This is a genomic window from Micromonospora sp. Llam0, from assembly GCF_003751085.1.
Taxonomy (GTDB): Bacteria; Actinomycetota; Actinomycetes; order Mycobacteriales; family Micromonosporaceae; genus Micromonospora_E.
Genome location: NZ_RJJY01000001.1, coordinates 859,096 through 874,430, shown reverse-complemented (window position 1 = coordinate 874,430; position 15,335 = coordinate 859,096). Strand labels below are relative to the sequence as shown.

The window sequence follows — 15,335 nt, the reverse complement described above, 5'->3', positions numbered from 1 at the left end:
AACCTTCATCTTCCGTACAGCATCGCCGCAAGACAGATATTCCTACATATTCCTGTCCTTTCGCGTTCGGGACACAACAATGCAGTTTATTTGGGGGCGGAGTCAAACGGTCATGGCGACACCCGGTAAAATGATCTTGGGTGTCGAGTGATTGGGTGGTAGATGAGCGGGTCTTCTCCGTTGACGGTTGAGGAGCGAGAAACGATCTCGCGGGAGTTGATCCGGGGCGGTGATTCGACGTCAGCTCGGGCCATCGGAAGGCTGCTCGAGCGGCACCATTCGACGATCGCTCGGGAGATCGCGCGGAACGGCGGATCGTTGGATTACCGTGCGGTCGAGGCGCGGGCGCGTTGCGACGAGAATCGGCTACGGCCGAAGCCACGTAAGCTGGAATCTTCGCAGCGGTTGCATGACGCGGTCAACGACGGTTTCGCGGAGAAGTGGTCACCGCGGCAGATCGGCGAGAGGTTGCGTGTGGATCATCCTGATGACCCGGAGATGTGGGTGTCGCACGAGACCATCTACGAGTGCCTGTACCTCCAGGCGCGTGGGGAGCTGCGGACGCAGCTGAAGCTGGCTCTGCGGCGTGGTCGTACGCAGCGGGTGAACCGGTCGCGTCCTGCGGTGGCCAGGGGTTCTATCAAGGACATGGTGAACATCAGCGAGCGGCCGGTGGAGGCTGAGGACCGGGCCGTTCCCGGCTTCTGGGAGGGCGATCTGATTATCGGGAAGGGCAACAAGTCCCAGATCGCCACGCTGGTCGAGCGGACCACCCGTTTCGTCATGCTGGTGCGGATTCCGTTCGACCGTACCGCTGACCGGGTCGCTTTTCTGCTCGCGGCGAAGATGGAGACGTTGCCGGAGTTCATGCGTGGGAGTGTGACCTGGGATCAGGGGAAGGAGATGGCTCGGCACGCTGATTTCACGGTTCGCACGGGGATGCCGGTGTATTTCTGTGACCCGCACTCGCCGTGGCAGCGTGGGAGCAACGAGAACACGAATGGTCTGCTCCGGCAGTATTTCCCGAAGGGTACGGATCTTTCCTTGCACACTCAGGAGGATCTTGATAGAGTCGCCGCAGAGTTGAATGGCAGACCGCGTCAGACGTTGAACTGGCTGAAGCCGATCGAGGTTTTCAACGATCTGGTTAAGAATGCAGTGTCGCCATGATTACTTGACTCCGCCAGGTCTTGCAAGTTTCGGCGCGCAAACTGCGACGCGACTAGTCAGGGCTGCCCGCATTCACCCGGAATATCAACTTTGTCCACTTAGTGAATCTACGTCGAGTGAATATTGCGGCAATTCGTGCATACTACACCTAATGCCCCAGTAGGGAGTGGGGTGGTGGGGAGTCTGCCGAGGACGGGTACGGGGGGCAAAGGCTTCGGCGTACCGGACACCGGCGCGTCCGCCGTGGAGGCGGGCCAGGGTTTCCGCCATGGGGCCGAAGTGTTCGGTGATGGGCTGGGACTGGTGTACGGCGAGCGCTGTGGTCTTGGTCCGCCAGGCGGGGGTGATGTCGATGAGCGTGGGCAGATGGAGTGGGTGTCCGTGACGGTCGAGGTTGTGGTAGCTGTCGCAGGTATAGACGGCGTGCGGTCTGCCGGTGCTGATAACAACGTCGGGTAGCGCGGTGAACAGCGTCTGCGCGGCGTGCTGGTGCTCGGGGTGGATGTCGTCGGGGTGGGTCATGACGGTGAGGATTCCGCCGGTGGGGGTGGCTACCACAGTCCGAGTTCCTCAACGATGTCGGCTGGTCGGGGCAGTGCGGGGCTGGCTGTGCCGGTCGGGTGGTGGGGCAGGTCGAGGGTGGTGGTGAGTCGGATGAGGTCGCGCCATTTGAGGGCGAGGTCGTACTGCTCGGCGACGGTTCGGCCGCGGCCGGTGGCGAGCCGCCCTGAGGCGGGGAGGTCCTCCAGGTGGAGTCCGCCGTCGAGGAGTCGCGCGGCGGTCTTGGCACCGATGCCGTGGACGCCGGGTATCTCGTCGGCGGGGTCGCCGGCCAGGGCGCGGAAGTCGGTCCACTGGTCGGGGGTGACCTGGTGGCGGGCGTACACCTCGTCGGGGGTGACGAGCCGGTGGCCGGCGCGGAAGCGGGTGTTGAGGACCTGTACGCGGCCGGTGACGAGTTGGTAGTAGTCCCGGTCGCGGGACATGACGATCACGGATCGCGGCGCAGGCGTGGCGTGGACGAGGGTGGCGATGACGTCGTCGGCTTCGGCGTGTTCCAGCTCGATCCAGCCGATGCCACAGCTGTCGAGGTCCCGCTTGACGTCAGGCAGGAACCGCAGCGGTAGAAGGGCATCGTCGTCCGTGGGCCGGCTGGCCTTGTACCCGTCATGTTCCTGCCGGCGTGCCCGCGGGCCGTGTTCGCCGTCCCAGACGACGATGACCTCGGGGCTGCCGCCGGGAATCTCGTTGCGGATCGCGACCCGTAGCAGAGCGAAGAAGGCGAACAGCCCGGTGAGCAGGCGGGTCTTGTCGCGGGAGTAGATCGGTGCGGGGAAGCCGAAGGTGGCTCCCCACAGGAGGTTGTGCCCATCGACGAGCAGCAGCGGCGGGGCGGCTGCAGTGTCGGCGGGGATCGGGAGCGTTGGCTGCATGGGGCGACCGCCCATCAGCTCACCACCTTCAGGAGTTGGCCAGCGATGTGGGCGGGTCGATAGTCCCGCGCGCGGTAGTAGCCGACCCTGGAGATGCGTTCGTAGCGTACCGGTTCGTGCAGGAGCTGGTCGGCGGCGCGCCACAGCCCGGCGTGGCCGCTGGCCTGCTCGACGATGACGCCGCCGTCGCCGTCGCCGATGAGCGTCGGGAGGTGGTCGACGTCGAGGGCGATGACGGGAGCCCTGACTCAGGCCGCGTCCAGCCCGGAACCCGACATCAACCGTGTTCAAGACCAGTAGCCTGCTGTGGGCGGCGCGGGACCATGTCGATCTCCCGCAAGAGTCGACCGCGCCGCCCACCACCCGAGTTCGCCCGTCGCGTTGTCAGTCGCCCTTCATGCCCGCTACCTCCAGCTGTTGTTCTTGCAGACCCCGCCGTTGGAGCAGGACAATCGGTTAACGGAAGCTGTCACTCCTGGAGAGCGGCCCCGCTCCCCAGGGGTCCCCAGGCAAGGGCCAGGACAGCAGCAAACCCGTTACCGGATATCCGATAACGGGCCGCGTGACACGCTTGTATAGCTGGTGGGCGATACTGGGTTTGAACCAGTGACCTCTTCCGTGTCAAGGAAGCGCGCTCCCACTGCGCCAATCGCCCTCGTTGTGACGAGGTGGAGACGGGATTTGAACCCGTGTACACGGCTTTGCAGGCCGTTGCCTCGCCTCTCGGCCACTCCACCGAGGTTGCCCCCGACGTGCTGTGGTGGCATCTCCGAGCGGACGACGGGACTCGAACCCGCGACCCTCACCTTGGCAAGGTGATGCGCTACCAACTGCGCTACGTCCGCTTGTCTCAGCTGGCCTTCCCGCCCTCGGGCGTTCCTGCCAACGGATGGAAACTTTAGCCCAGCCGTCGCGAGAGTGCCAACTCGGGGGGTGGCCGGGCGCGTCCGAGGCACGATATCTGACAAAGTTCACATACCTCGCCACCAGCCCCGGGCACCGTGAAATCGATTCGCCTTACCCGATCCCGGCCCCTTCCTGAGTCAGGAAATTGACTGGTAACTCATCGTATCGATGATAGTGCGTTACCGTGTTCGCCGTGACAAGACGCTCGGCCGAAGTACGCCTTGACTCGCTGCTGCGTACCGCCTGTGAGGTGATCGTGGAGCGTGGCCTGGCCAACACCCGCACCGCGGACGTGGCGGAAGCCGCCGGGGTGAGTCAGGCGCTGGTCTTCTACCACTTCTCCACCAAGGACCGGCTGCTCGCCGAGGCGTTCGCGTACGCCGCCGAGCAGGACCTGGCCCGGCTCGACACGGTCGTACGGTCGTCCGCCGAGCCGTTGGAGAAACTGAAGAGGATCATTCGGCTGTACGCCCCGACCGGTAAGTCCAAGGCGTGGACGCTGTGGATCGACGGTTGGTCGGAGTCGCTGCGTACCCCCGCCTTGAACCGGGTGTGCCGCAACCTCGACCTGCGCTGGAAGGAGGCGCTGATCAAGGTGATCGCCACCGGGTGCGCCGACGGCACCTTCCAGTGCCCGGACCCGAAGGGAGCGGCCTGGCGGATCAACGCGCTGATCGACGGTCTGGCGGTGCAGGCCGCGATGCACGACCGGGTGGTCTCCCGCCGCCAGCTCACCGAGTGGATCCGGCTGGCCGTCGCGCGGGAGATCGGCCGCAAGCCGGAGGAGCTGGCCTGATCGTCGGCCGCGTCGAAGCGTTTCACACCGCTGCTTGACCCGCTGGGCAGACCGCCCGGGCCGGCGGCACGCACCGCAACGGCGTGCGGCTGACCGGGTGCTGTCCGACCACGGCGGCGGGCGGATAATCACCCGGGAGCGGCGGCTCTGACGTGACACCGGTGACCGGTGGCCGCCCGCTGAGAGGAGGCCGGGGTGCCGGGAGCAGGGATCAGCATCCGGGACGTCGCCTCGCGGGCCGGCGTCTCCGTCGGCACCGTGTCGAACGTGCTCAACCGGCCGGACATCGTCGCGGCCGGCACCCGGTCCCGGGTGCTCGCCGCGATCAACGAACTCGGCTTCGTCCCCAACGACGCGGCCCGACAACTACGCCGGGGCCGGGGCCGCACCTTGGGCCTGGTGGTGCTGGACGTGGCCAACCCGTTCTTCACCGACGTGGCCCGGGGCGTCGAGGACGCCACCAGCGGTGCCGGCATGCCGGTGATCTTCTGCAACAGCGACGGTGACGCCGGCAAGGAGAGCGCCTACCTGGACCTGTTGGAGGAGCAGCGGGTGCAGGGGGTGCTGATCACCCCGGTCGACGACGCCAGCGACCGGCTGCTGCGGCTGCGCGATCGCGGCGTACTGGTGATTCTGCTGGACCGGCGGTCCCGCCGGCCGGACCTCTGCTCGGTCTCGGTCGACGACCGGCTCGGCGGCGAGCTGGCGCTGCGCCATCTGATCGACGCCGGACACCGGCGGATCGCGTACGTCGGCGGGCCCGCGCATCTGGAGCAGGTCCGGGACCGGTACGCCGGCGCGGTCCGGGCGCTGACCGAGGCCGGGCTCGACGAACGGCAGCTGCGCCGGTTCGACACGCCGAGCCTGACCGTGGCCGCCGGTCGGGACGCCGCCGCGCGGATGCTCGGTATGCCTCGCACCTCCCGGGTGACCGCCGTGTTCTGCGCCAACGACCTGCTGGCCCTGGGGGTCCTGCAGGGACTGACCCGCCAGCAGGTACGGGTGCCCGAGGACATCGCGCTGGTCGGCTACGACGACATCGAGTTCGCCGCAGCGGCGGCGGTGCCGCTGTCCTCGGTACGCCAGCCCCGACAGCGGCTCGGGCAGACCGCAGCGGCTCTGCTGCTGGAGGAGGCGACCAGTCCGGACTCACACCGCCACCGGCAGGTGGTCTTCGAGCCGGAGCTGGTGGTCCGTGAGTCCAGTCAGGACACTCGCAGCACCCGGTTGGACGGCTGATCCACGACCTTGACAGCCCGGTTTGGTCGCTCGTATGTTTGGGCCGGCTGTTGAAACGGTTCATTCGGGAGGCGTCGCACAGGCACCGCCGGCCCAGCCGCTGCTGCCGGCCCAGCCGCCGCGATCGGCCGGCGACCCGACTTCGTACCAGAAACGAGGGATATGACCCGCCGGATCAAGGACGCGCTGCGGGAACAGCGCATCGAGGTGCCGTCCTGGGCGTACGGCAACTCGGGCACCCGGTTCAAGGTGTTCAACCAACCCGGGGTCCCCCGTACCCCCGAGGAGAAGATCGCCGACGCGGCCCAAGTGCACGCGGTCACCGGCATCGCCCCCACGGTGTCCCTGCACATCCCGTGGGACCGGGTCGACGACTACGCCCGGCTCGCCCGGCACGCCGCCAACCTGGGGGTACGGATCGGCACCATCAACGCCAACGTCTTCTCCGACGACGACTACCGTCTCGGCAGCGTCACCAATCCCGACCCCCGGATCCGCCGCAAGGCCATCGCACACCTGCTCGACTGTGTCGACGTGATGGACGCCACCGGGTCGACCGACCTGAAGCTGTGGTTCGCCGACGGCACCAACTACCCCGGCCAGGACAACATTCGTGTCCGGCAGGACCGGCTCGCCGAGGCGCTCGACATCACCTACGCCCGGCTCGGCGACCAGCAGCGGCTGCTGCTGGAGTACAAGCTGTTCGAGCCGGCCTTCTACACCACCGACGTGCCGGACTGGGGCACCGCGTACGCGCACTGCCTGCGACTCGGCGAGCGGGCCCAGGTGGTGATCGACACCGGCCACCACGCCCCGGGCACCAACATCGAGTTCATTGTGGCGTTCCTGCTGCGGGCCGGGCGGCTCGGCGCCTTCGACTTCAACTCCCGGTTCTACGCCGACGACGACCTGATGGTCGGCGCCGCCGACCCGTTCCAGCTCTTCCGGATCATGTTCGAGATCGTCTCGGCGGACGCGCTACGCCCGGCCAGCGGCATCAACTTCATGCTCGACCAGTGCCACAACATCGAGCCGAAGATCCCCGGTCAGATCCGGTCCATCCTCAACGTCCAGGAGGCCACCGCCAAGGCGCTGCTGGTCGACACGGCGGCACTGGCCGCCGCGCAGTCCACCGGGGACGTGCTGGGCGCCAACGCCGTGCTGATGGACGCCTACCACACCGATGTCCGGCCGTTGCTCCGCGAGCTGCGCGCCGAGCAGGGCCTGGACCCGGATCCGATGGCCGCCTACGCCCGCAGCGGGTACGCCGAACGGATCGTCGCCGAACGGGTTGACGGCCAGCCGGCCGGCTGGGGGGCCTGACGTGGCCGGACAGCCGCAGACCGCCGGACAACCGCAGGCCGCCGGGCATCCCGAGGTGTCCGCGCTGCTGGCCCGCGGCCACCGGCTGGGCGCCGACCGGCGGACCACGAACTACGGTGGCGGCAACATCTCCGCCAAGGCCACCGCCGACGACCCGGTCACCGGCGACCCGGTCGAGCTGATGTGGGTCAAGGGTTCCGGCGGCGACATCGGCACGTTGACCGCCGCCGGGCTGGCGGTGCTGCGGGTCGACCGGCTGCACGAGCTGGCCGGACGCTACCTGGGCCGGCGACACGGCAAGCCGGTCGGGCCGCAGCGCGAGGACGAGATGGTGCCGGCGCTCGACTACTGCCTGCACGGTCGGGGCGGCGCGGCCCCGTCGATCGACACCGCGATGCACGGCCTGATCGACGCCGCCCACGTCGACCACCTGCACCCGGAGGCCGGGCTGGCCTTCGCCACGGCGGCCGACGGGCCCGACCTGACCCGGCGCTGCTTCGGCGACCGGGTGCTGTGGGTGCCGTGGCGGCGGCCCGGCTTCCAGTTGGGCGTCGACATCGCCGCACTGGCCCGGGACAATCCGCAGGCGATCGGCGTGATCCTCGGCGGGCACGGGATCACCGCGTGGGGGGCGACCAGCGACGAGTGCGAAGCCCGGTCAATGGAGATCATCTCCGGCATCGACCGGTTCCTGGCCGAACACGGCCGTCCGGAGCCGTTCGGGCCGGTCCGGGACGGGTACGCGGCGCTCGCCGCCGACCAGCGGGCCGCCCGCGCCGCCGCGCTCGCCCCACTGATCCGTGGCCTGGTCAGCACCGACGGCCGGCAGGTCGGCCAGTTCAGCGACGACCCGACGGTGCTGGACTTCCTGTCCCGTACGACGCTGGCCCGGCTGGCCGAGCTCGGCACCTCCTGCCCGGACCACTTCCTGCGGACCCGGGTCCGACCCCTGCTGTTTGACCTGCCGGCGGACACCCCGCTGGCCGAGGTCCGCGACCGGCTCGGTGAACTGCACCAGCGGTACCGGGACGCGTACCGGGCCTACTACCAGCGGCACGCCGGGCCGGACTCGCCGCCGATGCGCGGCGCCGATCCGACGATCGTGCTGGTGCCGGGGGTCGGCATGTTCAGCTACGGGCGGGACGCCGCGACGGCCCGGATCGCCGGTGAGTACTACCGCAACGCGGTCGAGGCGATGCGGGGCGCCGAGGCGGTGTCGACGTACACGCCGATCGACGAGGCGGAGAAGTTCCGCATCGAATACTGGGCGCTGGAGGAGGCGAAGCTGCGTCGGCTGCCGGCACCCCGGCCGTTGGCCGGGCGGGTCGCGCTGGTCACCGGCGGCGGGTCGGGCATCGGCGCGGCCACCGCCCGTCGGTTGGCCGGCGAGGGCGCCAGCGTGGTCGTCGCCGACCGCGACGGCGCCGCCGCCGCCGAGGTGGCCGGCGGGATCGGCGGGCCGGACCGGGCGGTGGCGGTCACCGTGGACGTCACCGACGCCGGTGCGGTCGAGGCGGCGCTGGCCCGTGCCGCGCGGGCTTTCGGCGGGGTCGACCTGGTGGTCAACAACGCCGGGTTGTCGCTGTCCCGGCCGCTGCTGGAGACCACCGACGACGACTGGGACCGGCAGCACCGGGTGATGGCGCGGGGGTCGTTCCTGGTGTCCCGGGCCGCCGCCCGGATCATGGTCGACCAGGGTCTCGGCGGCGACATCATCTACGTGGTCAGCAAGAACTCGGTGTTCGCCGGGCCGGAGAACGTCGCGTACGGCGCGGCCAAGGCGGATCAGGCGCACCAGGTGCGGCTGCTCGCCGCCGAGCTGGGCGCGCACGGCATCCGGGTGAACGGCGTCAACCCGGACGGCGTGGTCCGCGGCTCGGGGATCTTCGCCGCCGGCTGGGGTGCCCAGCGGGCCGCCGTGTACGGCGTACCCGAGGCGGAGCTGGGCGCGTTCTACGCCCGCCGCACGCTGCTGCAGCGTGAGGTGCTGCCGGAGCACGTGGCGAACGCCGTCTTCGTGCTGGCCACCGACGAGCTCTCCCACACCACCGGCACCCACCTGCCGGTCGACGCCGGCGTGCCCGCGGCCTTCCTGCGGTGACCACCGACCAGGCCGCGGTGGCCGCCGTCGATCTCGGCGCGGCCAGCGGCCGGGTGATGCTCGGCGAGGTCGACCCGGACGGTGTCACGCTGACCGAGGTGCACCGGTTCGACAACGACGCGGTGCAGGTGGCCGACACCCTGCACTGGGACGTGCTGCGGCTGTACGCACAGACGCTGACCGGGTTACGGGCGGCGTTGGCCCGCCGGGCCGACCTGACCAGCATCGGCGTCGACTCGTGGGCGGTCGACTACGGACTGTTGGACAGCGGTGGTGCGCTGCTCGCCAACCCGGTGCACTACCGGGACCGGCGCACCGACGGGGTCGCCGACCGGGTGGTCGCCCGGCTCGGCGCCGACCGGCTCTACCGGGCCACCGGCGTCCAGCAACTGCCGTTCAACACGCTGTTCCAGCTGGTCGCGGCCGCCGACACGCCGACGCTGGCGGCCGCCGACCGGCTGCTGATGATCCCCGACCTGCTCGTCTACTGGCTGACCGGGCAGGTCGGCACCGAGGTCACCAACGCCTCCACCACCCAACTGCTCGACGTACACACCCGCCGCTGGGCGACGGACGTGATCGCCGACGCCGGCATCCCGCAACGGCTCTTCGGGCCGCTGCGCCGACCGGGTGAGCCGGCCGGAGAACTGCGTCACCAGGTGCGCTCCGCGATCGGCGCCGACCGGCCGGTGCCGGTGACCACGGTCGGCTCGCACGACACCGCGTCGGCGGTGGTCGCCGTACCGGCGGTGGACGGGTCGTTCGCCTTCATCTCGTGCGGCACCTGGTCGCTGGTCGGGCTCGAACTGGCCGCGCCGGTGCTGTCGGCGGGCAGCCGGGCGGCGAACTTCAGCAACGAGGCGGGCGTCGACGGTACCGTGCGGTACCTGCGCAACGTGATGGGTCTCTGGCTGCTGCAGGAATGCCTGCGGCACTGGCGGGAGCAGGGCCGGCCGGTGGGGCTGGCGGCCGTGCTGGCGCAGGCCGCCCGCCAGCCGCCGCTCGCCGCGGTGGTCGACCCGGACGACCCGGCGTTCCTGCCACCCGGTGACATGCCGGCCCGGCTGGCCCGGGCGTGCGCGGGCACCGGTCAGCCGGTGCCGGACTCGCCCGCCGCCGTGGTCCGCTGCGTCGTCGACAGCCTCGCCCTCGCCCACCGGTCGGCGCTACGTCAGGCGGCCGAACTCGCCGACCTCGAGGTGACCGTGGTGCATCTGGTCGGCGGTGGGGCCCGCAACGAACTGCTCTGCCAGCTCACCGCGGACGCCTGCGGGCTGCCGGTGGTCGCCGGCCCGGTCGAGGCGACCGCGCTCGGCAACGTCGTGGTGCAGGCCCGAGCGGCCGGGGCGGTCCGGGGCGGGCTCGCCGAGCTGCGGGCGTTGATTCGGCGCGGTCGTCGGCTACGGACGTATCTGCCCACGGCGGCCGGTGCCAAAGCCTGGTCGGCGGCGGCCACCCGGGTCGGCCTGCCGGCCTGAGCCGAAGCGACCGGTCCGGCCGGCCCGGCCCGGCGGGCTCCAGCCGCCGAACGCCGCCGGACCGGCACCGCCGAACTGTGGTGCCCCGGTACCCGCACCGGCGCCGGCCGGCACCGCGTCGTCGGGGTCGGCGAGGCCGCGCATCAGCCGGGCCCGGACCCGCAGCAGCAGGCCGAAGCCGACGAAGACCATCGCGCCACCGGCGACGAACCAGGCGACCGGGATACCGGAGGCGTCGCCCGCCGGGATCGCGTCCACCGGCTGCGGGCCACCACCACCGGTCCCGGCCGGTGCGTCGCCGTCCGGCACCGCAGACCCGGGTTGGTTGTCCACCGGCTCTTCGGCCGGCGCGGACGGCTCAGGATCCGAGCCACCGGGCTCGCCGACCACCGGCAGGGTCGCCGCAGTGTCGGCCAGCAGCTGCGTGTTCTCGTCGTACGCCTCGACGGTGAAGGTCACCTTGCCCTCGGCGTCGTCGGCGAAGCTGAACTGGTAATGCGCGGTGACCGTACGGTCGGCGCAGAGGATGCCGGGGTCGAGTTGCACGTCGGTCAGCCGCGCGTCGTCACCGTCGGTCTGCACGTCGACCGCGAACGCCGCGCCCTGCTCGACCCGGGCCGCCCGGATCTCGTCGAGGCCGACACCGTCCGAGCGCAGCACCAACGACCAGCGGACCTTCTCACACTCACCGCCGAGGTTCCGGCTGATCACCACGGTCATCTCGACCGGCCCGGCACCGGCGACCGCCTCGTCCGGCAACTCGGTGACCTGTGCCCGGTAGCCGCCCTGGGCGAACGCCGGTGTCGCCGCGGTCAGCACCAGTCCGGCCGCTGCGGCCAGCCCGACCCCGACCCGGGCCGCGATTCGCCCCACCCAGCTCACCACCTTCTCCGGGTTGCCACCCGGCATCCGTCGCCGTGTCCACTGGCCACGGTACGGCCGTACCGGTGGACCGGACAGGGTCCGTTCTTCTCACCCAGTGCGAACTGAAACGGGTTAATTCACCACCTGTGGTGAACCGGTAACCGCCGGCCGCGACCGGCGCCTACGGGCCGGCCGGGCACAATCCGGATGGTGACCACTGATCTGTCGAGCGCCGAGCTGTCGACTTTCGTCCGCGCCCATGCCCGGCTCGCCCCGGTGGCCCACGTGCCGGAACTGCGGCTCTACCAGGCGGCCGAGCCGATCGGCCTGTGGGAGCTGACCGAGGGCGAGTTCCGCAGCGAACAGCCGCCGCCGTTCTGGGCGTTTCCCTGGGCGGGCGGCCAGGCGTTGGCCCGGTTCCTGCTGGACCGTCCGCAGACCGTCGCCGGCCTGCGGGTGCTGGACCTGGCCAGCGGCTCCGGGCTGGCCGCCATCGCGGCGGCCAGGGCCGGGGCGGCGACGGTACGCGCGGTCGACGTGGACCCGGTGGCCGGCGCCGCCGCCGGGCTCAACGCCGCCGCGAACCGGGTACGGCTGGACGTCGCCGTCGCCGACCTGCTCGACGGCGACCACGGCGACGCGCAGGTGGTGCTGGCCGGTGACGTGTTCTACAGCGAGGCGATGGCCGCCCGGATGCTGCGCTTCCTGCTGGGCGCCGCCGCCGACGGGGCCCTGGTGCTGGTCGGTGACCCGGACCGGGCGTACCTGCCCCGGGAGCGGTTCACCGAACTGGCCGACTACCAGGTGCCGGTGCCACCGGCGCTGGAGAGCGTGCGGGTCCGGCGTACCCGGGTCTGGCGGCTGCGCCCGCCGGTTCGCCGGCCGGCGCGGGCGCTAGCGTGACCGGGTGCTGTTCCGCAACTGGGAGAGGGTCGACGACCGGTGGCCGCCGGTGGTCCGGGTCGCCGACCACACCGGTGCCCCGCACCTGCTGGTGACCCGGCACGCCCTGGTCCGTCAGGTGCTCGCCGATCCGGCGACCTTCCGGCCGGACAACGCACTGGACGCGGTCACCCCGGTGCCGGTCGCCGCGCTGCGGGTGCTGGCCTCGTACGGTTTCCGGCTGCCACCGACGCTGGCGAACAACGGCACCGCGAGCCATCCGGCGATCCGGGCGGTGGTCGCCGAGGCGCTGCACCCGACCCGGGTCGCCGCCCAACGGGACTGGCTGGCCGGGCTGGTCCGCGAGCGGGTGGCCGGGCTGGCCGCCACGCTGGCCGCCGGCGGCCGGGTCGACCTGTACGCCGGGCTGGCCGCCGACCTGCCGCTGCTGGTGCTGGCCCGGCTGGTGCAGCTGCCACCGGCCGCGACCGACACGGTGAAACGGTTCGCCCGCGCCGCGCTGGAGCTGTTCTGGGCCCCGGTCGACGCCGGCCGGCAGCACGAGCTGGCTCACACGGTGGGCCGGTTCCACACGGTGCTGCGCGACTTCGCGGCGACCGGCGGCGGGCTGGCGAAGTCGCTGCGCGAGGTCGGGCAGCCGGTCGACTCGGTGGTCGGTGCGCTGTTCTTCCTGCTGGTCGCCGGGCAGGAGACCACCTCGCAGTTCCTGACGCTGCTGCTGCACCGGCTGGCCGGCGAGCCGGCCGTGCTCGCCGGGCTCGCCGACGGCTCGGTCGACGTCGACGACGTGGTCGAGGAGGGGCTGCGTCTGGTGCCGCCGATCGTGACCTGGCGGCGGCGGGCCGCGCTCGACACGACGGTGGCGGGCGAGCCGGTGCCCGCCGGGTCCAGCATCGTGCTCTGGCTGGCCGCGGCCGGCCGGGACCCGGCCGTGGTGGCGCGGACCGACCAGTTCGTCCCCGGTCAGCCGGGTTCCCGCCGGCATCTGGCCTTCGGCGCGGGGGCGCACCGCTGCGTGGGGGCACAGCTGGCCAGGATGGAGTCGGCGGTAGTGGTCGAGCAGGCGGTGCCGCTGCTCACCAGCGCCGAGGTGGTCCGGGCACCGTGGTCACCGGACAACCTGTCGTTCCGGATGCCGGACGCGCTGGTGATCCGGCGGCGGCCGCCGGACACCCGGCCGCCGCCGGACACCGCCCCGGCGGGCTGACGCTGCCCCGCGCGGGGCCGGGTGGTCAACTGGTCTCGTCCGCCCACGCCCGCCAGTCGTCCAGTACGCCGTACAGCGCCGGGGTCAGCCAGCCGGGCGCGGAGCGGCGGAACACCCCCGGTTCGAGGGTGCCGGCACCGTCGGGCACCGCGCCGACCATGGTCGGCACCAGTTCGCTCAGGTTCGCCCAGTGCACCAGTTCGGGCTCGGCCGGCCAGGCACCGAGCACCACGCCGGCGGGGACCGCCCGGCGGTCCAGCGCCTCCAGGGTCAACGCGGTGTGGTTGAGGGTGCCCAGCCCGGCCCGGGACACCACCACCGCCGGCGCGCCGAGCGACACCGCCAGGTCGGCGATGGTCCACGGCTCACCGGAGGGTCGCAGCCCCATCGGCACCAGCAGCCCGCCCGCCCCTTCGACGAGCACCAGGTCGTGCTTGTCGGCCTCCTCGCGTACCGCGTCGACGGCCGCGTACAGCTCCAGGGGCTCGGCCGCGGCGACCCGGGCGGCGGCCAGCGGGGCCAGCGGCTCGGGGTAGCTGGCGATGGTGCGTACGGTTGCCGGGTCGGCCAGCCGGGTCACCACGTCGGCGTCCGACGGCTCGCCGGTCGCCGCGCCGGTCTGGCCTGGTTTGACCATCGCCACCCGCAGGCCGGCGGCCTGGGCGGCGGCGGCGATCGCCGCGGTCACCACGGTCTTACCGACGCCGGTGTCGGTGCCGGTGACGACCACCGCACCGTGCCAGCCGGTCACGGCGCGCACTCCACGATCACGTCGAGCGCCCGGTCGAAGTCGGCCCGGGGGATCCCGACGTTGACGGTGATCCGCAGCCGGGACCGCTGGTCCGGGGTGGACGGTGGCCGGAAGCAGCCGACCGCGACTCCCCGGTCGCGGCAGTCCCGGGCCCAGGCGAGCGCGGTCTCCGGGCCGGGCGCGCCGATCGACACCACCCCGCCGGCCGGTGGCCCGCCGACGTCGAGACCGGCACTGGTGAACCGGCCCACGGCGGCGGCGACCCGGCCGGTCAGCTCGGCCCGCAGCCGCGCCCCGTCGCGGGCCAGCGTCAGCGCGGCGTGCGTCCCGGCGGCGACCGCCGGGGCGAGCGCGGTGTCGAAGATGAAGGTACGCCCGGTGTCGACCACGTGCCGGATCAGCGGCTGCGGCCCGGCCAGCACTCCCCCGGCACCGCTGAGCGCCTTGGACAACGTGGCGGTGACCACCACGTCGGGTTGGCCGGCGAGCCCGGCGGCGGCGACGCCGCCGGTACCGGCCGGCCCGATGACACCGAGCGCGTGCGCGTCGTCGACCAGTAGCAGCGCACCGTGCCGGCGGACGACCGCGTGCAACGCGGCCAGCGGCGCCAGGTCGCCGTCGACGGAGAAGACCGACTCGGTGACGACCACTGCGGGCCGCCCGGGGTGGGCGGTCAGCACCGCGTCCACGGCGGCCGGGTCGGCGTGCGCGACGACCTCGGTCTGCGCGCCGGCGAGCCGGCCGCCGTCGATCAGCGAGGCGTGGTTGTGCGCGTCGCAGACCAGCAGGGTACGGGGCCGGACCAGCGCCCGGACCGCGCCGAGATTGGCCAGGTAGCCGGAGGAGAAGACCAGCGCCCGGTCGGTGCCGAGCCAGTCGGCCAGGTCGGTCTCCAGCGCGGCGTGCGCGTCGGTGGAGCCACGGACCAGCCGCGAGCCGGTCGCGCCGAGGCCGTACCGGCGTAGGGCGTCCGTCGCCGCCGCGACCACCTCGGCGTGGGTGGCCAGCCCGAGGTAGTCGTTGCCGGCCAGATCGGTCAGCGGGTCGTCGGCGGTACGGGGGTGCAGCTCGCGGGCCAGCCCGGCCTTGGCCCGCAGCTCGGCCCGCCGCCGCAGGCCGTCCAACCAGTCCGCCACGGGTCCCCCTCGTCGTTCGCGCCGCCTT

Annotated in this window: 13 protein-coding genes and 3 tRNA genes; 8 read left to right on the top strand and 8 right to left on the bottom strand. The window is 71.8% G+C overall.

What is annotated here, in order from left to right; translation table 11 throughout:
• Nucleotides 1–180: 180 nt before the first annotated feature.
• Complete coding sequence (locus tag EDC02_RS04005; RefSeq protein ID WP_199757493.1) at nucleotides 181–1,170, top strand: IS30 family transposase; 990 nt, start codon at nucleotides 181–183, stop codon at nucleotides 1,168–1,170.
• Between the two features lie 84 nt (nucleotides 1,171–1,254).
• Here the strand turns inward: EDC02_RS04005 and EDC02_RS04000 are convergent, their stop codons facing one another.
• The 5 genes from EDC02_RS04000 to EDC02_RS03980 all read right to left on the bottom strand — a co-directional run bounded on the left by EDC02_RS04000 (nucleotide 1,255) and on the right by EDC02_RS03980 (nucleotide 3,448).
• A complete protein-coding gene (locus EDC02_RS04000; protein WP_148083321.1) occupies nucleotides 1,255–1,692 on the bottom strand; it encodes a PIG-L deacetylase family protein in 438 nt (145 codons plus the stop codon).
• 29 nt (nucleotides 1,693–1,721) lie between these two features.
• Complete coding sequence (locus EDC02_RS03995; protein ID WP_199757492.1) at nucleotides 1,722–2,618, bottom strand: 5'-3' exonuclease H3TH domain-containing protein; 897 nt, start codon at nucleotides 2,616–2,618, stop codon at nucleotides 1,722–1,724.
• Nucleotides 2,619–3,183: 565 nt separating this feature from the next.
• A tRNA-Val gene (locus tag EDC02_RS03990) sits at nucleotides 3,184–3,258 on the bottom strand.
• Nucleotides 3,259–3,269: 11 nt separating this feature from the next.
• Nucleotides 3,270–3,340, bottom strand: a tRNA-Cys gene (locus EDC02_RS03985).
• Between the two features lie 35 nt (nucleotides 3,341–3,375).
• Nucleotides 3,376–3,448: transfer RNA gene (locus EDC02_RS03980), tRNA-Gly, on the bottom strand.
• Between the two features lie 254 nt (nucleotides 3,449–3,702).
• Between EDC02_RS03980 and EDC02_RS03975 the strand changes: the two genes are divergently transcribed.
• The 5 genes from EDC02_RS03975 (at nucleotide 3,703) to EDC02_RS03955 (ending at nucleotide 10,446) form a co-directional block, all read left to right on the top strand.
• A complete protein-coding gene (locus EDC02_RS03975; protein ID WP_123604477.1) occupies nucleotides 3,703–4,305 on the top strand; it encodes a TetR/AcrR family transcriptional regulator in 603 nt (200 codons plus the stop codon).
• 195 nt (nucleotides 4,306–4,500) lie between these two features.
• Entirely contained in the window at nucleotides 4,501–5,544 is a 1,044-nt protein-coding gene (locus EDC02_RS03970) for a LacI family DNA-binding transcriptional regulator (protein ID WP_199757491.1), read from the top strand.
• Between the two features lie 162 nt (nucleotides 5,545–5,706).
• Complete coding sequence (gene rhaI, locus EDC02_RS03965) at nucleotides 5,707–6,867, top strand: L-rhamnose isomerase (RefSeq protein ID WP_123600779.1); 1,161 nt, start codon at nucleotides 5,707–5,709, stop codon at nucleotides 6,865–6,867.
• Between the two features lies 1 nt (nucleotide 6,868).
• Entirely contained in the window at nucleotides 6,869–8,968 is a 2,100-nt protein-coding gene (locus EDC02_RS03960) for a bifunctional aldolase/short-chain dehydrogenase (protein WP_123600778.1), read from the top strand.
• Entirely contained in the window at nucleotides 8,965–10,446 is a 1,482-nt protein-coding gene (locus EDC02_RS03955; RefSeq protein ID WP_123600777.1) for a rhamnulokinase family protein, read from the top strand. Before EDC02_RS03960 ends, EDC02_RS03955 begins: the two co-directional genes overlap by 4 nt.
• On the opposite strand, the gene EDC02_RS03950 is transcribed toward EDC02_RS03955, so the two are convergent.
• Entirely contained in the window at nucleotides 10,369–11,319 is a 951-nt protein-coding gene (locus EDC02_RS03950; protein ID WP_148083320.1) for a hypothetical protein, read from the bottom strand. The two genes, EDC02_RS03955 and EDC02_RS03950, sit on opposite strands and share 78 nt — an antisense overlap.
• A gap of 201 nt (nucleotides 11,320–11,520) precedes the next feature.
• On the opposite strand from EDC02_RS03950, the gene EDC02_RS03945 reads away from it, so the two are divergent.
• Both EDC02_RS03945 and EDC02_RS03940 read left to right on the top strand, forming a co-directional pair.
• Nucleotides 11,521–12,213 (top strand): methyltransferase, encoded by a 693-nt coding sequence (locus EDC02_RS03945; RefSeq protein WP_233605724.1) that lies wholly within the window; start codon nucleotides 11,521–11,523, stop codon nucleotides 12,211–12,213.
• Between the two features lie 4 nt (nucleotides 12,214–12,217).
• Entirely contained in the window at nucleotides 12,218–13,420 is a 1,203-nt protein-coding gene (locus tag EDC02_RS03940) for a cytochrome P450 (RefSeq protein WP_123600774.1), read from the top strand.
• Nucleotides 13,421–13,445: 25 nt separating this feature from the next.
• Here the strand turns inward: EDC02_RS03940 and bioD are convergent, their stop codons facing one another.
• Together bioD and EDC02_RS03930 are read right to left on the bottom strand one after the other, a co-directional pair.
• Nucleotides 13,446–14,180: a dethiobiotin synthase gene (bioD, locus tag EDC02_RS03935; RefSeq protein ID WP_123600773.1), complete on the bottom strand. Its 735-nt coding sequence runs from the start codon at nucleotides 14,178–14,180 to the stop codon at nucleotides 13,446–13,448.
• The gene (locus EDC02_RS03930; protein WP_123600772.1) at nucleotides 14,168–15,307 is read right to left on the bottom strand and encodes an 8-amino-7-oxononanoate synthase; all 1,140 of its coding nucleotides are present in this window, start codon (nucleotides 15,305–15,307) and stop codon (nucleotides 14,168–14,170) included. The genes bioD and EDC02_RS03930 overlap by 13 nt, the downstream gene beginning before the upstream one ends.
• Nucleotides 15,308–15,335: the final 28 nt, after the last annotated feature.

What these genes read in the sequence shown, in the direction of transcription:
- rhaI (WP_123600779.1), top strand. Translation starts at nt 5,707, where the DNA reads ATGACCCGCCGGATCAAGGACGCGCTGCGGGAACAGCGCATCGAGGTG.
- EDC02_RS04000 (WP_148083321.1), bottom strand. Translation starts at nt 1,692, where the DNA reads ATGACCCACCCCGACGACATCCACCCCGAGCACCAGCACGCCGCGCAG.
- EDC02_RS03995 (WP_199757492.1), bottom strand. Translation starts at nt 2,618, where the DNA reads ATGGGCGGTCGCCCCATGCAGCCAACGCTCCCGATCCCCGCCGACACT.